Origin of the sequence: Priestia flexa (genome assembly GCF_021441905.1) — a bacterium.
Classification (GTDB): Bacteria; Bacillota; Bacilli; order Bacillales; family Bacillaceae_H; genus Priestia; species Priestia flexa.
On record NZ_CP090431.1, the window covers coordinates 2,726,924 to 2,749,816 of the forward strand.

The window sequence follows — 22,893 nt, forward strand, 5'->3', positions numbered from 1 at the left end:
TCCATACTACAGCATTTTAGCATATATTTTATATTTTTTCTCGCTTCTTACCATAAAACAAATAAATCTTGTTCCGTTCTGGCGGTTGGGATGACTTTTAATTTGTGAATACACATTTGTTCCCCCGTATTTTCATCGATTCCAAACGCTCCGACATCAAGCTTTGCTAAAGCTCGCTCTACATCTTTTAAATCTGCTTTAATCATATCAATAACGTATCGTTCTTTATAGGGTTCATATTTCATCTCATTCGTATTACCATCATATTGAATTAGGCGTTCTTGTAGTTCTTCCTTTATAACTGATAGTTCTTGTCCAATTGAAAGGTACTGCTCGTACATTAAACCGCCTCCTTATCGATGAAATCAATCTTATTGATTTTATCGTTACCGATATTGAGACGATTGCAACACGACAAGTTTTTCCTTCCTTCAAAAACCTCATAACAATACGTGTTGGGAATTTCGTACAGTCTTTTTTCCAAAAAAAGCACGCTCATAAAGAGCGTGCTTTTTCCGCTTTACTGCTGAACGTAGTTCGTTTTCACCACATCTGCACATCTTGCACATAATGTTGGATGAGCTGAGTCTGAACCAACTGTTGTTGTAACTGTCCAACAACGTTCACATTTTTCTCCTTCAGCAGGTGTCACAACGATTGCTGCGTGCTCAAAGCGCTGTGCAGTTTCCGGCGCATCTGCTACGTCACCAGCAACCTCTAAGCCTGAAACGATAAACAATTGACCTACGTTTTCTGAGATAGACGCTAACAATTGCTTCGTCTCAGCGTTTGGATATAGAGTCAACTTAGCTTCAAGAGATTTTCCGATTACCTTTTCATTACGAGCCTGTTCAAGTGCTTTTAACACTTCGTCACGGAGTTCCATAAACGCATCCCATTTTTTCTCGAGCTCATCTGCACCAGCAATTTCTTTCACTTCTGGCATATCAACTAGCTGGACGCTTTCTTCTTCTACGTTTGGAATATGAACCCATACCTCATCAGCTGTATGAGAAAGGATTGGAGATACTAACTTTGTTAGAGATAGTAGCGTTTCGTAAAGAACGGTTTGAATGCTACGACGCTCTACGTTGTTTGCACCTTCGATATATAATACGTCTTTTGCAAAATCTAAATAGAACGAACTCATATCAATCGTACAGAAATTATGAACTGCATGATAAATACTTGAGAACTCATATGCATCGTATGATTTCTTCACTTTATCCACTAATTTATTGAGCTTAACTAGCATGTAACGATCTACTTCACGAAGCTGATCTACTGAAATCGCATCCGTTTGTGGATTGAAATCTGCTAGGTTTCCTAATAAGAAGCGGAACGTATTACGAATTTTACGATATACTTCAGCTACTTGTTTCAAGATGTTATCAGATACGCGTACATCTGCCTGATAGTCAACAGACGCTACCCATAAGCGTAAAATATCTGCACCCAATTGTTTCATAACCTTAGCTGGAATAACCGTGTTACCAAGTGATTTACTCATTTTACGACCTTCACCATCTAAAGCAAAACCATGGCTTAAAACAGCTTTATAAGGTGCTTCACCTGTTACAGCAACGCTTGTAGATAAACTTGAGTTAAACCAACCGCGATATTGGTCAGACCCTTCTAGATAAAGGTCAGCCGGACGCTGTAACCCTTCACGCTCTTCAAGTACAGCTTGGTGGGAAGATCCAGAATCAAACCATACGTCCATAATATCCGTTTCTTTTGTGAAATGACCGTTTGGACTACCAGGATGAGTAAAGCCTTCCGGTAATAAATCTTTTGCTTCACGCTCAAACCATACGTTTGAACCATGCTGACGGAACAGCTCTGATACATGATCAATTGTTTCGTCTGTAATAATAGGCTCATCATTTTCAGCATAGAACACAGGAATTGGTACGCCCCATGCGCGTTGACGAGAAATACACCAGTCTCCACGATCACGAACCATGTTGTAAAGACGAGTTTCTCCCCAAGCAGGAACCCACTGTGTTTTTTCTACTGCCTCTAATAGCTCTTTACGGAAGTCTTTAATTGATGCAAACCATTGCGCTGTTGCACGGAAAATTGTCGGCTTTTTCGTACGCCAGTCATGTGGATATGAATGCGTGATGAATGATAGCTTTAACAGGGCGCCTTCTTCTTGAAGCTTTTCAGTAATGGCCTTGTTCGCATTATCATAGAATAAGCCTTCAAATCCAGGCGCTTCCTCTGTCATATGACCTTTGCTGTCAACTGGACACAGTACACCTAAACCGTATTTTTGACCAACAATAAAGTCATCTTCTCCGTGTCCTGGAGCCGTATGAACACACCCAGTACCAGCATCTGTTGTAACATGATCGCCTAAAACGAGTAGAGAATCACGTTTGTAAATTGGATGTTCTGCTACTACGTGCTCAAGTTTAGCACCTTTCATAGTACGTACTACTTCATATTCAACCCATTCAATCTCTTTTGCAACGGTTTCAACCAGTTCTGATGCCACAATATATTTAGCTCCATCTACTGCAACCACGCTATATTGAAGCTCTGGGTTTACAGCAATAGCTAAGTTTGCCGGCATTGTCCATGGCGTTGTTGTCCAGATGATAAATTTCTCATCACTTTCCACTACGCCTTTACCATCTTTTACATTAAACGCCACGTAAATAGACGCAGAGCGCTTATCATAATATTCAATTTCAGCTTCTGCTAACGCTGATTCACTAGATGGAGACCAATAAACTGGTTTTAGTCCTTTGTAGATATAGCCTTTTTTCGCCATATCTCCAAATACTTTAATTTGCTGAGCTTCGTATTCAGGCTGAAGCGTCACATAAGGGTTATCCCAATCAGCACGCACACCTAAACGTTTGAACTGTTCACGTTGACCTTCCACTTGCTCCCATGCATACTGTTCGCAAAGCTTACGGAACTCAGCAACGCTCATTTCTTTACGGTTGACTTTTTTATTCTTTGTTAAAGCTGTTTCAATCGGTAAACCGTGCGTATCCCAACCAGGTACATAAGGTGCACAAAAACCTGACATGGATTTATAGCGAACGATAAAGTCCTTTAAGATTTTATTCAGTGCATGCCCCATATGAATATCACCATTTGCATAAGGAGGGCCATCATGTAACACGAATAATGGACGACCTTCTGTACGCTTTTGAACTTTTGCATAAATGTCCATTCCCGCCCACTTTTCTTGCATTTGTGGCTCACGATTTGGTAAATTTCCACGCATCGGAAATTCTGTTTTCGGCATTAATAACGTATCTTTATATTCCAAAGTTCTAACCTCCATAAAATCGTAAATTTCATTCCGTATATAGCTACAACAAAAAGAGACCTTCTCATCCCAAAAAGGGACGAGAAGGTCTCCCGCGGTACCACCCTTGTAGACAAACAGCACTTCCGTTTGTCCTCTCAGCATTCGTAACGTGAATAACACGTCGCTGCTTACTTCGTTTCAGCAGCAATACTCCAGGGTGATATTCGTTTCTTAGATTAGACCGAGCTCTCACCTTCCTCGGTTCGCTAAACGTAATCATGTAAGAAACTACTGTCCCTATCTCCGTACTATACGTATGAAATTTCATCTGTTACCAAATTATATGACAACAAAACGAAAGAAGTCAAGGTTCTGTCTTGACTAGTCAATTTTTTCTTCTAACGCAGGCATTTCATAGTCCATTAATTGATCCCAATCATCACTGTTTAACATTTCTAACTGGGCTTCAATTAACATTTTAAAACGCGTACGGAATACTTTTGACTGCTTTTTCGTCTCTTCAATATCCATCGCAATTTTACGAGACTTTGATAAAGCTTCATTGATAATGCGGTCAGCATTCTTTTCCGCTTCTTTTACAATTAGCTTCGCTTCTTTCTCTGCGTTTCGCTTTACGTCTTCTGCTGCTTCTTGAGCAATTAAAATTGATTTATTCAGCGTTTCTTCGATGTTAGTAAAATGCCCTACCTTTTCAGTAAGCTCAGTTACTCGCGCTTCTAATTCTTTTTTCTCACGAATAATTAATTCGTAATCCTTAATTACTTGGTCAAGAAATTCATTGACCTGGTCTTCATCATATCCACGAAACCCACGATTAAATTCTTTGTTATGAATATCTAAAGGGGTTAAAGGCATGTAGGCCACCTCCACGTTGTCTCATTACATTGTTTGTAATGGAATATTCGACATATTTTTTTTGTTTCCTGCTTACATTTTTTGTTATTGTTGTTTCCCTACAATTACTCGCCACTTATCTTTTTTTGTTTTCCCCTCAACTGATATAACTTTACTTCGACCAAAACCTCTTAGTGAAAGTATATCATCTGCTTTGCACTCAAAAGAAGGCTGTTCAACCGTTTTAAAATTTACTTTTACCGCTCCACTTCCAATAAACGGCTGCACCTTTTGACGAGATAAATTGTAAATGGTAGATAGTAAAACGTCTAACCGCATGGATGATACAGTATACGTTTTTTCCTGAAATTCACTTTGAACTTGAAGTAACTCTGTGCGGTCTTTTTTTACAAGAGATATTTTGGCTTTACCCACTGACGTGAAGTTTGCTTCCACGTAAGAAGATATTTCATCGGCAATAACCAGCTGTATGCGCTCATCTTGTACCAAAACATCACCAAACTTTGACCGTTTTAACCCAAGCGACATTAATGCTCCTAACACTTGAGGGTGCTCAACCGTAACAAATTTACTAGGATAGTGCAGCTCGTAGTAGCTCAGTTGAAAATCTTCATTTCCCACCTCATAATAATCAGGATATAAAAGCGCTCGCTTTCGTTCTCCTTGTTCACTTCCACCGTCAAACGAAACAAGCACTTCTCCTTCTGTTCCAATGATAGCTGAAACAATTTGCTGCTCGCGTGGGTCTAAAAAGTCCGTCAGCTTTGGGCTATATTGATTAAGAACATCTTCTTTCCACTCTAATACGAGGTCAATAAATGCTCGTTCTTCTTCTCGAAAATGTTGATAAATAGACATGTCTACTCTCCTTGCTCGTATGTAAAAAAGGAATCAAATGATTCCTTTTTATATGAACCCTAACATTCTAAATAGCGATACGAGTCCACCACTTGCAAAGCGTAACACAAGAATAGCTACCAGTGGTGAGAGATCAATCATTCCAAGCGGAGGAATGATTCGTCGAAACGGCTCAAGGTAAGGTTCACAAATGCTTCCCAGTATTTGTCCAAATCGAGATGCGCGAATGTCGGGAACCCATGACATAAAAATGTAAATAATGAGCGCCCATGAATAAATCTCGATTAACTGGAGCAAAATCCTAAGTACGATTTCCATATACGGTTACCACCTCTTTACGTTGCTTGTTTCATGTTCAGTGAGCATATCTGAAATGCTACCACTAACATCGACATTGTCTGGCGTACATAAAAAAATATCGGTTCCGATTTTTTGAATGTCACCACCTAAAGCATAAACCGTTCCGCTTAAAAAGTCGACTATTCTTACTGCTTGATCACGCTGAATTCGCTGTAAATTGACAACAACGACTTTGCGGTTCTTTAAATGATCGGTAATATCTTGGGCTTCGGCATAAACGCGTGGTTCAGATAAGACCATCTTCGATGACTTTTGTACGCTTTGCAAACTTATAACATTTTGCTGTTGCTGCTGACTGCTAACTTGCTTTTGCGTCTTAGAAGGTTGAACAGCAGCAGGTTCATTGTCATATTCTTTTTGTTCATATCGTTCTTCTACGTACTCTTCTGTCTCATCATCCATGGCAAAAAAATTTTTAAAACGATTCTTCATACTCATCGCCTGACACCTCCTTAACGTTCTTAACCAACCAGTGTGGTTCCTAATCGAATAAATGTTGCTCCTTCTTCAATAGCAATTTGGTAATCATTTGACATTCCCATTGAAAGCTCTTGGCAAGGAGCATAGCGTAAATTAAGAGTTTGAATTTCTTGCTGTAGCTTTTTTAAATCTTTAAAACAATTTCTTAATACCTTCTCATCGTCCGTATGAGGAGCCATTGTCATTAACCCAACAACTTGAACATTTGGGTATTCCTCTAATGCTTGAATAAATGGAACAACCTCATCTGCTGATAGCCCATGCTTAGATTCTTCTTCCGCAACGTTTACCTGTACAAAGCATTTTACTGGCTTACTCGCTCGCTTATTAATCTCTTTTGCTAGCGATAAACGATCTAACGAATGAATATACGATGCTTGATTGATAATATTTTTCACTTTACGTGTTTGGAGCGTTCCAATAAAGTGCCATGTGGCCTTGTCACCAATTTCCTCATACTTCTCCGTCATGCCCTCATCACGATTTTCTCCTAGATGTATAAGGCCTGCTTCTACGGCCTCTTGTGCGCGCTCAGTAGAAACGTATTTTGTTACGGCTACAACCCTTACTTCTTCTGGGTGACGCCCTACCTTCTCACAGGCTAGGTTAATTTGTTCTTTTACTTGTTCTAAATTGCTTGCTACGCTTGCTGTCACTATGTAGTCAATCCTCCTTAAAACCTATAAAGCTAAACATACGACCGGTTTTACCTTGATCGCGACGATGCGAAAAGAATAGATCATCTTCACAGCTTGTACAATGGGATGAAACGGTAATATTTGCTTCATTAACACCAGCTTTTTTCATCAAATAAACGTTTAGTTTTTTCAAATCTAGTCGATATTGATTCGGAGAAATTTGCACATATACGTCCGCTGACGACGCTACTTCATTCACTGCTGAAATGACGCGGTCATCGACAATATAGCAGCATGATTCAATCGCTGGCCCTACAGCAGCATAAATATCTTCAACAGGTATTTGCTCTTCCTGTACCCATTTTCGAATCATCTCACCCGCAATATCTTTAACTGTTCCTTGCCATCCAGCATGAGCTAGCCCTACCATATGATGATTTGGAGCATAAAAATATAGAGGTACACAGTCTGCATAGCATAGTGCTAACAAGACGTTTGATTCATTTGTATAAATTCCATCTGTTTGTGCAATTCCATCTTCATAAGCATGCATTCCCTTTCCTGATTGCTTACGCGTTACTTTTTGTACAACCGAATTATGTACTTGTTCAGCGCAAACCCAATTCGATAAGGGCATATTTAGATGGTTAGCTAATAGTTCTCTATTTAAAATAACGTGTTCTTTGTTGTCATGTACGTGCAGTCCAAGGTTGAATGAAGTAAACGGAGGCTCACTTATTCCACCGTTTTTAGTCGTAAAGCCACTTAACAGCTGACTATTTTCACCCATCCACGGACGAAGCCACATAAACGATTCATGATGGCTTTTTGTAAAAGCAGCTTTATTCATGTATGTGACACACCCTTTATCTATTGTTCTCAAATATTGTACCACAGATTGAGAATAGCTGTTTATAAAAATACATTAATTCTCTTCAAGTTCGTAGCTGTCTTTATAGCGTACTAAAATAACGTCAGAACCAATCTTTACGATATTTCGCCACGGAATGACAATTTCCTCTTCTTTCCCAAAAAAACCAAGCATTCTTGAGTTCCCAATGACAATCGCTTGAATTTTACCAGTGGCTAAATCAATATCAATATCTCCTACATGTCCAAGGCGCTTGCCGTCTGCTACGTTAACCACATCTTTAATTTGAAATTCAGAAATCTTTAACATCCCTATTCCCCCTATTCTCTTAGCCAACACGTCATTTTAAAAAACGTAGAAATCTCTTTGTATATGTATATTTAAACTTGAGTGATTTCATGAAAGAAAAGGTAATTTTACGCGCTTTTTCTTCTATCAAACAAACCGCCGCACAGACTGATCCATGCGGCGGTTTATCATACGTATGAAGCCAAAAATATTAGCTTTGAATGTTCTTATTCATCTGTTTAATGGCTGCTTTTTCTAAACGAGATACCTGTGCTTGTGAAATCCCAATTTCATCAGCCACTTCCATTTGAGTCTTTCCTTGAAAGAAGCGTTTTCGTAAAATTAGTTTTTCTCTCTCATTTAGTCGACGCATCCCTTCCTGTAAGGCTATTTCTTCAATCCAAGTAGAATCGCGATTTCGCTCGTCACTAAGCTGATCCATCACATAAATAGGATCTCCTCCATCATTGTAGATAGGTTCAAATAATGATACTGGGTCTTGAATAGCGTCTAACGCAAATACAATATCTTCATGTGGAACTTCTAATACTTTGGCTATTTCTTCTGCAGTTGGCTCTTTTGATGTTTCACTCATTAATCTTTCTCGAACTTGGAGTGCCTTATATGCAATGTCTCTTAATGATCTTGATACCCGAATTGGGTTATTGTCTCGCAAGTAGCGGCGAATTTCTCCAATAATCATCGGAACAGCATATGTAGAAAATTTTACGTTTTGTCCTAAATCAAAGTTGTCAATAGATTTCATGAGGCCAATACAACCCACTTGAAATAAATCATCAACGAATTCTCCGCGATTATTAAAACGCTGAATTACACTTAGAACAAGACGTAGGTTACCACTCACTAACTTCTCACGAGCGGTTTCATCACCAGCTTGCAGCTCCTTAAATAAAAGGCGCATCTCATCATTCTTCAATACAGGAAGCTTTGAAGTATCTACTCCACAAATTTCTACTTTATTTCTTGTCAATTCTTTCCCTCCTCACAGGAGATGATGTTCTGAGTTCAGTATCTCCTTGAAAGGAAAAAATATGCACATTCAAAATTCTTACATTTTATTCCTGAAACAAAATGCGGTAACAGCAGAGTCAGAACGCCTACTTGTTACCGCATTTTGTTACACCATTTTATTAAATTCTTTTCGGAGCCTTTTAATAATTCGCTTTTCTAATCGTGAAATATACGATTGAGAAATACCAAGCATATCCGCTACATCCTTTTGCGTTTTCTCTTCCCCACCTGCTAATCCAAATCTCAACTCCATAATTTGCTTTTCACGATCATTAAGTTGATGTAAAGCTTTTAATAACAGCTTCCTATCTACATTCGCTTCTAAGTCTTTTGTAATGATATCTTCTTCCGTTCCCATTACATCCGAAAGTAAAAGCTCATTCCCATCCCAATCAATGTTTAACGGCTCATCAAACGAAACTTCTGAACGAATCTTGTTATTTCGTCTTAAATACATGAGAATTTCATTTTCAATACATCTCGATGCGTACGTAGCTAGTTTGATTTTCTTTTCTGGATTAAATGTATTTACTGCTTTTATTAAGCCTATTGTCCCAATGCTAATTAAGTCCTCAATATTAATCCCCGTATTTTCAAATTTACGTGCAATATAGACAACTAGGCGTAAGTTTCGCTCAATTAGTAAAGACCTTGCTGCTTCATCACCAGAAGGAAGTTTTTTCAGTAACACTTCTTCTTCATCTTTTGTTAGAGGTGGCGGTAATGCTTCGCTCCCACCAATATAATATACTTCATCTGTTTTAATTTTTAATTTAATTAATAACTTGTACCACCATAACTGTAGCCGAATACGATATGTAGACATTCAATTTCCCCCTTTTATTTTTGTTCAAATTAAGAAGCTGAGCTGACTTCTCCAATGACTAATAGCTTGGGATGAATAATTGATTCATATTGTCCTTCAACCGATAATGTTGTATGGCTAATTCCAACCAACACCTTTTCAACATGAATTTCTTGGGAGTTATGAACAATGGTTACATGATCTGGCTTTAGAGCCAACAATAGCTGATTAGACTGTCCGACACTTCTATACGGCACAAATCTCACCCTCGCATACCAGTCATGATCAATATCCTCATCATGCGAAAATGATTGGACATTTTTACTTAATTGAAGCAGCGAGGAAGGAAGGACTTCTTCAAGTAAGGATGCTGCAACAATCATAACAGGTGTTTTCGTTAATGGATCAACAAGCTGGTTACCGCTATCAATAAGACCTTTTGTATGAATTTCTACACCGTTTAAACTAATCTTCACATCCGCTAGCTGATCAAACGTAATGTTTTTCATCTTCATATCTTCAACTCTAGCCTTTGAGAAGTAGGCTAGAATAGGGAAGCCTAAGCATACGAATAACCAGCTGATAGGGTCTCCAAACTGTGGCTGTGTACTCACCATTTCATCTACCAGCAAATATTGTTGATCAAACAAAAAATGAATTCCTACTAACCCACCACCTACGACAAACGTTGAAAAATAAAATGTTAATAAGTTTTCAATAAAAAAGCGAAGACGCTTATACCCAAAAGCTACTAACACCATAATGAGGGAGAACAGAATTTTAACTGCGGGATGCAGCATAATATCAGAAAATTGAGTAAACATAAGAAGTACAATTAAAGAGCCAATAAATCCCCCTAAGCACAGTCGCCACCATTTAAACTGCCGCTTTAAAACCGTTGCGCATAAAAGCAACAAAATTGTATCTAATCCAAAATTAAGAATCCAGATTAAATCTAAATAGATTGGCACTGATTGAACCTCTCCATTCCTCTTAATCTCTTTTGTTAAAAATTAGTATAAAGCATAATCTAGTAGAAAGTCTGTCATTTCATGGGGGGAAACAAGCAGTATTTTTGAGGAAATAATCCGATATTTGTCATTCTTTATCTATTGAGCAAAGAATAAAGAAAAAAGAAAAACGCGCTGATCTCTTTTAAGATCAGCACGTTTTTTTAGCGTCTACGATTTCGGTTACGTAAGAACGTTGGAATATCTAAAGCATCATCTGATGATTGAGGCTGCGTTGGGCGAGAATATTCTTGTTGAACAGGCTCTTCACGCTTCACTTCACGCTTTGGCGGAGCCACAGGCTGTTGCTGTTGCTGCACACGGTTAGCTGTTAAAGATGGTCGTCCTGGCTTACCTTGAGACAGGTCTTGATCACTAAAGCCTGTTGCAATAACAGTAACAACAATTTCGTCTTTCAGGTTTTCATTGATAACAGAACCGAAAATCATGTTTACTTCTTGGTCTGATGCAGAAGCAACAATGTCAGCTGCCTCTTGAACTTCATAAAGGCTTAAGTTTGTTCCACCTGTAATGTTCATCAGTACACCTTGAGCACCGTCAATAGACGTTTCAAGTAATGGACTTGAAATAGCTTTTTTGGCTGCCTCAGCCGCACGATTTTCACCTGTTGCAATACCGATTCCCATTAAAGCAGAACCCTTGTTAGACATAATTGTTTTTACATCAGCAAAGTCTAAGTTAATAAGTCCAGGTACCGCGATTAAATCAGAGATACCTTGTACACCTTGACGTAGCACATTATCTGCTTCACGGAATGCTTCCAGCATTGGCGTGTTTTTATCTACAATCTCTAATAAGCGATCGTTTGGAATAACGATTAGCGTATCGACAGCTTCTTTCATAGAAGCGATACCACCAGCTGCTTGAGTAGAACGTTTACGCCCCTCAAATGTGAACGGACGTGTGACAACGCCTACTGTTAAAGCGCCGAGTTCTCTTGCGATTTGAGCAATAACAGGAGCAGCACCAGTTCCTGTTCCACCACCCATACCTGCAGTAACGAACACCATGTCTGCACCTTTTAAAGCTTCTTGAATTTGTTCTTTACTTTCTTCCGCTGCTTTTTTTCCTACTTCCGGATTGGCTCCAGCACCAAGACCGCGAGTAAGCTTAGCACCGATTTGCATTTTTGTTTCTGCTTTTGATAAATTTAACGCTTGGGCATCTGTGTTAACCGCAATAAACTCTACGCCTTGAACACCGTGTTCAATCATACGGTTTACTGCGTTGTTACCGCCGCCCCCTACACCGATTACTTTTATCGTTGCTAATTGGTCTACACTTGTATCAAACTCCAACATGATAGTTCCTCCTAATTCATCGAAATTACCAATCCGTAACGTTAATCAAAGAAGTATCCAAAAAACTTCTTCATTAAATTTTGGTCATTTTTCTTTTTTGGCTTCTCATTTGACTGCTGTGGCTGTGCTTGTTGCTGCTGAGGTTTCGCTGCTGGAACAAACTCTTCCTCAAATACTTGCTCTTCCACAACTGGGGCTCCAATTTCACGCCCTTGAATTTTTGCATTTTTATAAGCGAACTTAATGAGACCTACACCCGTTGTGTAATGCGGCTCACGAACTCCAATATAATCAGGTACAGCAATGCGCACATTGTTTTTTAACACAACTTGTGCTAGCTCTAAAATGCCTGGCATTGCTACAACACCACCTGTTAGAACAAAACCACCAGGAATATCTTTGTATCCTAAACGGTTCACTTCCTGCGTTATCATCTCAAAGATCTCTTCTAATCTAGCTTCGATAATATCAGAGATTTCGAGTTGATTAAACTGCTGGTGCTGATCGCTACCAATAATAGGTACGCTAAATACCTCTTCTTCTGATGCATGGTCATAGAAAGCATGTCCATGCTTAATTTTAATAGCTTCTGCATCTTCTGTTGATGTTCGAAGCCCAATTGATAAGTCTTTTGTAATATGTTCTCCACCAATTGCTACTACGGTCGTCACTTTTAAATGCCCTTGATCGAAGATAGCAATAGTAGTAGAGCCTCCGCCGATATCAACCAGTGCAACTCCTAGGTTTTTTTCATCGCGAGACAAAGCAATTGAACCAGAGGCAAGTGGCTGTAAGCAAATATCACTGATTTCTAAACCGGCTCTCTCTACACAGCGTAATAAGTTATGTAACACCGTTCTAGACCCCGTAATAATTGTGCCTTCCATTTCTAAGCGTACGCCAATCATCCCACGAGGATCATTAATTCCCTCTAATCCATCTACGATAAACTGCTTCGGAATAACATCAATGATTTCACGATCAGGTGGAATGGACATAACTTGTGCTGCATCAATTACTCGGTGAATATCTTCATTAGCAATTTCACGATTTTCACTTGATACCGCCACGACACCGTGACAATCTTGTAAAAACACATGGTTCCCACTAATGCCCACGACTACCTTTTTAATTGTAATGCCAACCATTCTTTCAGCTTGTTCTATTGCTTTTCTAATTGATTGAACTGTTGCGTCTATATCAACGATAGAACCTTTTTTTAACCCGTGTGACTTTACATTCCCCACACCAATGATATTCAATGAATCGTTACTCATCTCTCCGATGATTACTTTCACACTGGATGTACCGATGTCTAAACTAACGTATATTTCATTGCTGTTCATTCTTTGGCACCTCCTTTTACATTCTACACATCTTTACTACTTTGACGTCAGAAGAACAACAAACTTTCGATTTAGCTTTTATTATATGAAAATATTCAACAAACTAAGCTTTTTCCCTTTTGTAAATTCAATTTTTTTCGACTTTTTCATGTTAGTCTTTCAATTTCATTCAATTAATTGATTCAAATACGTTTTTATACCGAACGTATATTTTTTCATAGAATAACTATTTACTATAACTATAAGTCTACACCATGAATGAAAGCTAGAAAAGCGAAATTTCAACGTTTACCTAATTATGTTATCTTTTTTAACACATTAAGGTTATACCACGTTCTGCACTCGCTGTTACAGCCATCAAACGAAAGGGTTGACGGCTATTCATCGCTTTTCTGTTCATTTTTCTTATAGGGTGTAAAAGAGTTTCCTTCCAAATCAATTACGCCTTGTTGTTCTGGCGTTAACTCTTTTACAATAGCTGGATAGTACACAATTTTTTCTGAGAAATTTTTTATCTTTGCACTCACTTCTCTACCATCGTTCATAAACACTTCAACTTGGAGAGGTTCTGCTTTAGTAGGCGTATAGTAAATCTCTGAAATAGAACTTGCAAGGCTTACCGGCGTCTTGGCTAGTTCCTGTACCATCTCTTGAATAGCTTCTGGGTCATTCCATTCTACAAGCAAAGGAGCACTTGATATCATTTCGCTACTTTTGATTGCTTTAAGAACTTTTCCATTTTCATTGACGGGGAAATATGTACCGTTTGAAAATACGTATGCTGTGCGCTCGTATTCTTTCACTTTAATTGTTACCTTATTAGGAAAGCTTTTAATAATCGTCGCTGTTTGAATTTCAGGATGCTTTTCTACCAGCTCGCTTACCTGATCTTTATCGACTTCCCAATAGCTTGTTTTATTTGTTAGGTTGCTTGCTTTTATAACATCCTTACTACCCACATATTCGTTCCCTATAACTTCAATTTTTGAAATATTACTTAGGGATGATTGCGAATATACAATGAATAGAATAAGGATGAAAAAGAGTGATAAATAAAAGATAAGCCGCCTATTTGTTTTATGCTTACGCTGCTCTTTGAGCTTAGGCACGCGATCTTCAAGAACAATTAACTTGCTTTTATCTTTATCCATTTTGTTTCACCCTTACCCTGGTGAGAAAGCGCCCTGCTTTCCCTCACTCATTTTCCCATTTTCTTGTTAGAATACCTTGATTATAGCATAGAATCAAGGTCCATCCCCTTAGTTTTTGCATCGTTTTGTTATTAACGACCTATTATTTCTACTTCTGTATGCATGTCAATGTCAAAGCGTTCTTTGATTGTTTTTTTCACATGATCAATCAATGCCAAGACATCGCTTGCCGTGCCGTTACCCGTATTTACAATGAAGTTACCGTGCATTTCACTAATTTGGGCTCCACCAATTGAATAACCTTTTAAGCCAGACTTCTCAATTAGATCTCCCGCATAGTTTGGTAGTGGGTTTCTGAAAATACTACCTGCACAAGGGAAGTTCCAAGGCTGTGTTTCACGACGATAATCTTTGTTCTTTTGCATAACTCCTACGATTTCATCGCGAGTTCCTTTCTTTAGCTGTAGAACTGCCTGCACGCAAACCCCTGGGCGCTCTTTTTGTAAAATTGAGTTGCGGTAAGAAAACTTCATCTCTTTATTTGAAAGCCATTCTAACGTTCCGTCTTCAAATAAAATATACGCTTTTTCTAATATTTGTGACATATCAGAACCGTGAGCACCTGCATTCATGTAGACTGCACCGCCCACTGAACCTGGAATACCACTTGAAAACTCAAGGCCTGATAAACCCTGCTTTGTAATAACAGTAGCAAGTTTAATGCTAGGGTAGCCTCCCCCTACTGTAACGCGCTCTCCGTCAATTTGTAAATCATCAAGTCCTGCTCCTAACTTAATGACAACACCTTCAATTCCTTTATCCGATACCAATAGGTTAGAGCCGCGTCCAATAGCTCTCCACTTCACGTTATGTTTACGAATAATGTCCATTGCTATTTTTAGATTTTCTACAGAGCTTGGTTCCAAAAGTACATCGGCAGGTCCACCAATCTTCATTGTTGTATGTTTGGACAACGGTTCATTTTCACGAACTCTTCCAATATTTAATTCCATTAATTCTTTTACTAACGCTTCCATAAGAACCTCCTACTAACCATTTTTACTGTTGTCATCCATCATTACATTTATTTATCGTATGACATTCACCTAAAGAATGTACGTCTATTTTAGATTTTAGTGAAGCTTTCAATATTATTTTATCAATTGTTTTAATATATTTCATGCAATAACCTATGTAAACAGGATTTGCTAGCTTATTATAAAAAAATACTCAATCTTTCACATCATATCATAGTTGACAGTAGATTTGGTTATGACAACATTACATTTTTAAAACATTTCATTCAAAAATATCATACACCTGTAAAGAAACAAAATAAACCGCCAATTAACACCTATTTTTCATAGGTTTCATTGACGGTTTATCATTAGGTTTATCGTTAAGTTAATATGGTATCTTTAATAGCGAGAGTAGCGACTAACATTCAGCAATACTCCTACTGCAGCAAGCATTAAAGTCAGTGAAGAACCTCCATAACTTAGAAACGGCAGTGTAATACCGGTAACTGGCATCAATCCAGTTACTACTCCAATATTAATCATAACCTGAATGGCAATCATTGAAATAATCCCAAGTGCTAAGAAACTACCGTATAGATCGGGCGCACCTAGCGCTACTCGTATACCACGCCATAATAACAAGCTAAATAGTACTAAAACCAATGAGCCTCCGATAAAACCAAGCTCTTCTGACAGAATTGCAAAGATAAAATCTGTCTGAGGCTCTGGTAAGTAGAAAAATTTCTGCCGGCTTTGCCCCAACCCTAATCCTAAAAGTCCTCCTGGCCCAATTGCATATAAGGACTGAATAATTTGAAAGCCGCTTCCTAACGGATCTTCCCATGGATCTAAAAACGAAGTGATTCGTTTAATTCGATAAGGAGCAGATAATACAAGTACAACAAATCCTCCTATGCCAAGTAAACCCAGGCCTACAAAGTGACTAATACGAGCCCCTGAGACAAAAATCATAACGATACATGTTCCCACTAGTACTGTTCCTGTTCCTAAATCTGGCTGAAGCATAATGATACCAAAAGCCAGGAACACAAAAGATAAAGCTGGTACCATCCCTTTTTTAAAGGATGTTATGTTCTTTTGATTTTCCGATAAATATTTGGCTAAAAAGGTAATCATTGCAAATTTCATAAATTCCGAGGGCTGAATTGAAAAAGCGCCTACCCCAATCCAACTTTGAGAACCGTTCCTTACCAAACCTACACCCGGAATTAAAACCAATATTAATAGTACAAAACAAATAATGACAAGCGTTTTGGACCACGTTCGCCATGTCCAATAGTCAATGTTCATAATGACAAACATAGCGCATATACCTAACCCAGCAAATAAAAGCTGACGCTTGGCAAAAAAGAATGAATCCTCAAACTTATATGTAGCCCATACTGCGCTTGCACTGTAAACCATAATAAGCCCAATCGTTAAAAGAGATAGTGTAACGATTATAAGAAAAAAATCTGGCGTAGACCTTTTCGTCGACAATGTCATGCACCTCGAAACAATAGATTAGGGCTCTTGTTTTCTAGGTGTCTAGACAAGCCCTTATTTCAGTTTATGCACAGACTTGATAAACATGTCTCCACGTTCTTCAAAAGTTTTGAACTGATCCCAGCTTGCACAAGCTGGAGATAATAGTACAACATCTTCTTCTTCTGAACAGTCATATGCTTCAATTACTGCTTGTTTAACATTATCGACACGTTTAACCACTTGTATTCCTGCTTCTTTTGCGACGCGCTCAATTTTTGGTGCGGTTTCACCAAATGTAATGACAGCTTTCACATGTTCCAAGGATGGTTTTAATTCATCGAATTCATTACCTCGGTCCAATCCACCGGCTAATAAAATGGTCGGCTGTGTAAAAGCAGACAGCGCTACTGTTGTTGCCAATATATTGGTAGCTTTAGAGTCGTTGTAGAATTTACGCTTGTTAATGGTTGTCACATACTGAACGCGATGTTTAACGCCTGCAAACGTTGTAAGCACTCGATATATCGCTTCGTTTGAACAACCCAACAGCTTAACGACCGCAATTGCAGCTAAAATATTTTCTAAATTATGCTTACCTGGTAAGACAACATCTTTTACATTCATAACCGCTTCGTTACAGAAATATAGCTGGTTGTTTAGCAGGTATGCACCATCTTTTACTTCTTCTTTAACAGAAAACGGCACAATTTGTGCAGCAATACCTTCGCTTACTTTCCTCACTTCTGCATCATCCATGTTAACCACAGCAAAATCATCTTGTGTTTGATTTTTAAAGATATTGGCTTTCGCTTGCGCATACTCTTCCTTCGTACCGTGATAATCTAAGTGCGCTTCAAATAGGTTCAAAAATAAAGAAATCTTGGGTTTAAAAGTTTCAATGCCCATCAATTGAAATGAAGAAAGTTCCGTTACAATAACGTTTTCTGACTTTGCTTCCTGCGCCACTTCACAAGCCACTGTACCAATATTACCTGCAATTAGCGGGTTTTTACGATCTTCTTCTAGCATTTTATAAATTAACGTAGTGGTTGTTGTTTTTCCGTTACTCCCCGTAATCCCTATGAAAGGCGCTTCGCTAACTTGATATGCTAGTTCTACTTCAGTAATAATTGAGAGCTTGCGCTTTAATGCTTCCTGAAGAAGAGGGTTAGAATACGGAATCCCTGGGTTTTTTATAATTACATCCACACCATCAAGTAGCTCTAATGGGTGATGACCACAAACCACCTTAATGCCAATAGCTTCAAGTTCCTGAGCTGCATCATTTTCATCATATGGTTTCTGATCGTTCACAACCACTTTCGCCCCTAGACTCTTTACAAGTTTTGCTGCTGCTAAACCACTTTTTGCAAGCCCTAAAATAAGTACTTGTTTATTTTGATAACCATCAATTGTTTTCACTTATATCCACACCTCAATGTAAATTCCAAGCATTGCAAACAATAATCCTACAGCCCAAAATGTCATAACGACGCGCCACTCGGACCAACCGCTTAGCTCATAGTGATGATGTAATGGACTCATTTTGAAAACGCGTCTGCCCGTTGTTTTAAATGATGCTACCTGAATCATAACGGATAACGTCTCGATAACAAAAACACCGCCAATGATAACAAGTAAAAATTCCATTTTCATTAAAATTGCAATCGTTGCAATAGCTCCACCTAAAGCTAGTGAGCCTGTGTCTCCCATGAACACTTTTGCTGGATATGCGTTAAATACTAAAAAGCCTAAAACTGCGCCTACAACAGCGACTGAAAAAATAGAAATCTCCAATTGACCTGCATTCCATGCTAAAACAGCAAAGGCACCAAAGGAAATCGCGCTTGTACCTGATACTAAACCGTCTAGACCATCTGTTAAGTTTACTGCGTTTGAGAAGCCGACCAACCAGATAATTAAGAAGATAACATAAAACCACCCAAGATCAATTGGCGTTGGAATTCCCGGAATCGTTACTTCAGTTGAAAATTCAAATTGTCTAGCGATGAAATAAAAAATAATCGCAATAACCACTTGCCCTAAAAACTTTTGCTTTGATGTTAGACCTAAATTTCGCTTTAATACCACTTTAATAAAATCATCTAAAAACCCTAACAATCCAAAACCAATTGTTACAAATAACAGCAGGAACGTACGATACGTTACCTCTGCATATTGATTAGCCATGATTAGCGTTGCCACAATGATTGATAGTAAAATCATGATCCCGCCCATTGTAGGCGTTCCTGATTTTTTCTGGTGTGATTTTGGTCCTTCATCGCGAATACTTTGACCAAACTTTAATCTTCGTAAAAACGGAATGAATACCGGCGACAATAGAACCGTAATGAGGAAGGCTAAGCCGATGGTTAATAAAATAGCTGGCTCTAGCATGTCATTCCCTCCTCATTTAATGTATTGATGTTTCCTAGTTTTTGTTTCAAACAATTCATTACAAATTTCGCTCCCTAATCATTTTACGTGCTACTTCACGATCATCAAAATCCAGAACCTGATTACCAACAATTTGATAAGTCTCATGCCCTTTTCCTGCAATGACAATAACATCATCTTTCTGAGCTTTTGATACCGCAAATTTGATGGCTTCTGCTCGGTCAACAATCGTAACGAAATTATCTGTTTTAATCCCTTGTTCCATATCATGTAAAATGGCTTCTGGATCTTCACTTCTTGGGTTATCAGATGTTAAGATAGCCTCCGTACTGTAAGAAGCTGCAATGTTCGCCATAATTGGACGCTTTGTGCGATCACGATCTCCACCGCATCCAACAATAGTATAGATATTATTTGTTGCAAATTGCTTTACCGTTTGCAACACATTTTCCAAGCTATCTGGTGTATGTGCGTAATCAACAATGACCGTAAAATCTTGGTTTTCATTTACTAACTCGAAACGACCAGAGACTCCTTGTAATTTCGTTATTTCCTCGACAATAACGGACAGTGGCATATCCGATACTAAGCAAGCTGCAGTTGCTGCTAGTACGTTATATACGCTAAATTTCCCAACAAGCTGCATCGTTACTTCCACGCTCTCCATAGGAGTTACAAGCGTAAATGTTGTACCACCGTTTGTCATTTTAATATTTTTTGCACGTATATCACTTTCATTATCAATGCCATATGTAATGACTGTAGCTGCCGTGCTGCGAATATATTCTTCTGATGCTTTATCATCCGCGTTTAAAATCGCAAACTTAGGGCGCTTGTCGCTATAATAAGCATTGCCTAATTGAGCAAATAATAGCCCTTTCGCTCGACGATAATCATCCATTGTCTCATGATAATCTAGGTGATCTTGAGTCAGATTTGTAAACACAGCGACATCAAAGTCACATCCGTGCACTCTCCCCATATCAAGCGCGTGTGAAGATACTTCCATCATTGCTACTTCAACATCTTCTTCTACCATTTGTCCAAATGTTTTTTGTAAAGTTAGTGATTCTGGCGTGGTATTTTTCACGTCATACGACTGATCGCCAATACGGATTTCAATTGTACCAATGAGCCCTGTTTTCTTTTGCTGCGCTTTAAACATATGTTCAATCAAATGTGTAATGGTTGTTTTACCATTTGTTCCCGTTACGCCAATTAAACGTAATTTTTGCGTTGGGTGGCCATAAAACGCATCTGCTAACACAGCCATTGCTCTTTTGGTACTCTTGACTAAGATAACAGGTACGTCCACATCAAGCGGACGTTCCGCTAGAATAGCCACGGCACCTTTTTCGACAGCTGTTTGCGCAAAATCGTGTCCATCAACCGTATAACCGTTTACGCAAATAAACAGTGCTCTCGGCTGTACTTCTCTTGAATCCATTTCAATTGAAGTAATTTCAATGTTGTTTTCAGGAATTTGCACGAAGTCATGTAAATGTCCTAATAGCTTTCTTAAATCCATTGTTACCATGTCCTCTCTATGTGTAAAGCGAAATATCACCTTGAACATTTTACAGAAAAAGAAGCCACGAGGGAACTCCCTCAAGGCTTAATTGTCTCAAACATACAAGTAGATAGTTCCACTTATAGTGAATAAAACGAATAGAATAAAAGAGTTGGGTCATGCCATTACTTATTCTATAAAATGAAACATCTTCTATTGTACCACGTAATCACTCATATATATATGACTTAATTACTCATGTATACTCGAATTGTTTCGCCTTCTTTCACCTTCGTTCCAGCCTCCGGTGATTGTTTAATGACCTTTTCCCCTGAACCACTCACATCTAATTTTAAATTAACTAACTGCTCTTGTAACTCTTTTTTTGATAACCCTACAAAATTTGGTACTTTTATCATTGGTGTATCCAGCCACGTCAATTCCTTTTCAATTTGGCCTGTACGAGGTTGTACACCTAACACTGGCAAGCTATCTTCCATAATCTTTCCTACGATTGGTGCAGCAACGACTCCACCAAATTGAGTAGTGCCTTTTGGATTATCTACCGCTACATATACCACTAGTTCGGGATCATCGGCGGGAGCAAATCCAATAAATGAAACAATATGATTATTTTCTAAATACTTTCCATCTTTTGCTTTTTGAGCTGTTCCCGTCTTACCACCGACTCTGTATCCTTCTACAAACGCATTTTTACCTGACCCTTGAGCAACGACGCTCTCAAGAGCAAATCGAACTTGTTTTGATGTTTCTTCAGAAATAACTTTGCGCTTCGCTTCAGGTTCATTTTTCCGAACAACATTTCCGGTTTTGGGATCAACCCATTCCTTAGCAATATAAGGCGTATACAAGGTCCCACCATTTACAGCTGCTGCTACGGCAGCAACTTGTTGAATAGGCGTAACAGCCACCCCTTGACCAAAAGCAGTAGTTGCCTGTTCTACTGGACCAACACGGTCGAGCGGAAATAAAATCCCTCTTGCTTCACCCTGTAAGTCAATACCCGTTTTGTCACCAAAACCAAAGTTACGGATGTATTTAAAAAGCGTGTCTTTCCCTAAACGCTCCCCGAGTTCGACAAAACCTGGGTTACAAGAATTTTGTACAACCTCTAAGAAAGTCTGCTGTCCATGTCCTCCACGCTTCCAGCACCTTAGTTTCGCACCGCCCACTTCTGCAGCTCCATCATCATAAAATTGGTCCTTCAATAAATCAACCTTCTTTTCTTCTAAAGAAGCTGCTAGGGTGATGATTTTAAAAGTGGAACCAGGTTCATACGCACTCCATATCGGAAGGTTACGGTTATAAACATCTGGGTCAACCGTTTGGAAATCAGCAGGGTCAAATGTTGGCCTACTTGACATTCCTAAAATTTCACCCGTTTTAGGATTCATTGCAATAGCAATCATCCCATCTGGGTTATAGGTAGTTTGTGCATTATCGAGCTCTCGCTCAATAATTGTATTTACTCTAGAATCAATGGTTAACCTTAAATCCAGTCCATCAACCGGCTCTGTGTAATCATCTGCAATATTGGGCATTTTCTTTCCTTTTGCATCTGAATAGAGCTTAACTGAACCTTGTTCACCTTTTAACTCCTTATCATAGTAAAGTTCCAAGCCCATTAAACCTTGGTTATCAACTCCCGCAAACCCTAACACATGCGAGAGATAGCTACCGAATGGATAATGGCGCTTAGAATCTTCTGCAATATACACACCTTTTAGATTCAAATTTCTCACTTCATTTGCTTTAGCATGTGAGATTTTACGGCCTTCGGGGCGTAGATAGACGCTAGAAGCGGACTTGGTAATTTGTTCATATACTTTTTCTTTCGTTGTATTTAACACTTTTGCCAGCTGTTCAGCTGTATTTGCCGGATCTTCAACTTGCCTTGGCATAATTAAAACCGTCGGAGCGCTTTTATTCGTAGCTAGTGGTACATCGTTACGATCTAGGATTTTCCCTCTCTCTGGTTCAAAAGGGATATTTCTGCTCCAAAGCCCCTTAGCTTTTTCTGTGAGCGCATCGCCCATGAAAAGTTGTACATACCCAAGCCTTGTGTCAATAATTAAAAAAATTAAAAAACCCGCAATTAAAACTGCTGCTAATCGTTTGCGAACAGTTACTCCTGATACCCGCATATA

At 38.7% G+C, this 22,893-nt stretch carries 21 protein-coding genes and 1 other annotated feature; all 21 genes read right to left on the minus strand.

The annotated features are described in order from the left end of the window. Nucleotides 1–47: 47 nt before the first annotated feature. Nucleotides 48–341: a conjugal transfer protein TraR gene (locus LZP85_RS13995; RefSeq protein WP_025909059.1), complete on the minus strand. Its 294-nt coding sequence runs from the start codon at nt 339–341 to the stop codon at nt 48–50. Between the two features lie 179 nt (nt 342–520). Next, nucleotides 521–3,292, minus strand: a complete 2,772-nt coding sequence (ileS, locus tag LZP85_RS14000) for an isoleucine--tRNA ligase (protein WP_119542541.1) — start codon at nt 3,290–3,292, stop codon at nt 521–523. 72 nt (nt 3,293–3,364) lie between these two features. Next, nucleotides 3,365–3,587, minus strand: a binding site (T-box leader). Nucleotides 3,588–3,655: 68 nt separating this feature from the next. After that, the gene (locus tag LZP85_RS14005) at nt 3,656–4,150 is read right to left on the minus strand and encodes a DivIVA domain-containing protein (protein WP_061784809.1); all 495 of its coding nucleotides are present in this window, start codon (nt 4,148–4,150) and stop codon (nt 3,656–3,658) included. A gap of 84 nt (nt 4,151–4,234) precedes the next feature. After that, entirely contained in the window at nt 4,235–5,008 is a 774-nt protein-coding gene (locus tag LZP85_RS14010; RefSeq protein WP_061784808.1) for a YlmH family RNA-binding protein, read from the minus strand. 48 nt (nt 5,009–5,056) lie between these two features. Then, complete coding sequence (locus tag LZP85_RS14015; protein WP_234561760.1) at nt 5,057–5,326, minus strand: YggT family protein; 270 nt, start codon at nt 5,324–5,326, stop codon at nt 5,057–5,059. A gap of 6 nt (nt 5,327–5,332) precedes the next feature. Then, nucleotides 5,333–5,806, minus strand: a complete 474-nt coding sequence (locus LZP85_RS14020) for a cell division protein SepF (protein ID WP_078989341.1) — start codon at nt 5,804–5,806, stop codon at nt 5,333–5,335. Between the two features lie 23 nt (nt 5,807–5,829). Continuing rightward, nucleotides 5,830–6,504 (minus strand): YggS family pyridoxal phosphate-dependent enzyme, encoded by a 675-nt coding sequence (locus LZP85_RS14025; RefSeq protein WP_035320310.1) that lies wholly within the window; start codon nt 6,502–6,504, stop codon nt 5,830–5,832. Between the two features lie 7 nt (nt 6,505–6,511). After that, entirely contained in the window at nt 6,512–7,336 is an 825-nt protein-coding gene (gene pgeF, locus LZP85_RS14030; protein WP_234561762.1) for a peptidoglycan editing factor PgeF, read from the minus strand. 75 nt (nt 7,337–7,411) lie between these two features. Next, nucleotides 7,412–7,666 carry a YlmC/YmxH family sporulation protein gene (locus LZP85_RS14035; RefSeq protein ID WP_025908848.1) on the minus strand — a complete coding sequence of 85 codons (255 nt, stop codon included), beginning with the start codon at nt 7,664–7,666 and terminating at the stop codon, nt 7,412–7,414. Between the two features lie 190 nt (nt 7,667–7,856). Further along, nucleotides 7,857–8,636, minus strand: a complete 780-nt coding sequence (sigG, locus tag LZP85_RS14040; RefSeq protein WP_025908847.1) for an RNA polymerase sporulation sigma factor SigG — start codon at nt 8,634–8,636, stop codon at nt 7,857–7,859. Nucleotides 8,637–8,783: 147 nt separating this feature from the next. Beyond that, nucleotides 8,784–9,503, minus strand: coding sequence for an RNA polymerase sporulation sigma factor SigE (sigE, locus tag LZP85_RS14045; protein WP_025908846.1), 720 nt, complete (start codon nt 9,501–9,503; stop codon nt 8,784–8,786). Between the two features lie 29 nt (nt 9,504–9,532). Then, nucleotides 9,533–10,453, minus strand: coding sequence for a sigma-E processing peptidase SpoIIGA (spoIIGA, locus tag LZP85_RS14050; protein ID WP_025908845.1), 921 nt, complete (start codon nt 10,451–10,453; stop codon nt 9,533–9,535). Between the two features lie 203 nt (nt 10,454–10,656). Next, entirely contained in the window at nt 10,657–11,814 is a 1,158-nt protein-coding gene (gene ftsZ / locus LZP85_RS14055) for a cell division protein FtsZ (protein WP_025908844.1), read from the minus strand. A 41-nt stretch (nt 11,815–11,855) separates the two neighbouring features. Next, nucleotides 11,856–13,160: a cell division protein FtsA gene (gene ftsA / locus LZP85_RS14060; RefSeq protein ID WP_025908843.1), complete on the minus strand. Its 1,305-nt coding sequence runs from the start codon at nt 13,158–13,160 to the stop codon at nt 11,856–11,858. A 377-nt stretch (nt 13,161–13,537) separates the two neighbouring features. Next, nucleotides 13,538–14,311: a cell division protein FtsQ/DivIB gene (locus LZP85_RS14065; RefSeq protein ID WP_119542539.1), complete on the minus strand. Its 774-nt coding sequence runs from the start codon at nt 14,309–14,311 to the stop codon at nt 13,538–13,540. Nucleotides 14,312–14,442: 131 nt separating this feature from the next. After that, the gene (gene murB / locus LZP85_RS14070; RefSeq protein ID WP_025908841.1) at nt 14,443–15,348 is read right to left on the minus strand and encodes a UDP-N-acetylmuramate dehydrogenase; all 906 of its coding nucleotides are present in this window, start codon (nt 15,346–15,348) and stop codon (nt 14,443–14,445) included. Between the two features lie 381 nt (nt 15,349–15,729). Further along, nucleotides 15,730–16,836 (minus strand): stage V sporulation protein E, encoded by a 1,107-nt coding sequence (spoVE, locus tag LZP85_RS14075; protein ID WP_061784804.1) that lies wholly within the window; start codon nt 16,834–16,836, stop codon nt 15,730–15,732. 54 nt (nt 16,837–16,890) lie between these two features. Further along, complete coding sequence (gene murD, locus LZP85_RS14080) at nt 16,891–18,240, minus strand: UDP-N-acetylmuramoyl-L-alanine--D-glutamate ligase (protein WP_119542538.1); 1,350 nt, start codon at nt 18,238–18,240, stop codon at nt 16,891–16,893. Next, the gene (gene mraY / locus LZP85_RS14085) at nt 18,241–19,215 is read right to left on the minus strand and encodes a phospho-N-acetylmuramoyl-pentapeptide-transferase (RefSeq protein WP_025908838.1); all 975 of its coding nucleotides are present in this window, start codon (nt 19,213–19,215) and stop codon (nt 18,241–18,243) included. A 58-nt stretch (nt 19,216–19,273) separates the two neighbouring features. Further along, the gene (locus LZP85_RS14090) at nt 19,274–20,743 is read right to left on the minus strand and encodes a UDP-N-acetylmuramoyl-L-alanyl-D-glutamate--2,6-diaminopimelate ligase (protein WP_119542537.1); all 1,470 of its coding nucleotides are present in this window, start codon (nt 20,741–20,743) and stop codon (nt 19,274–19,276) included. Nucleotides 20,744–20,973: 230 nt separating this feature from the next. Beyond that, nucleotides 20,974–22,890 (minus strand): stage V sporulation protein D, encoded by a 1,917-nt coding sequence (locus tag LZP85_RS14095; protein WP_119542536.1) that lies wholly within the window; start codon nt 22,888–22,890, stop codon nt 20,974–20,976. Between the last annotated feature and the right edge of the window lie 3 nt (nt 22,891–22,893).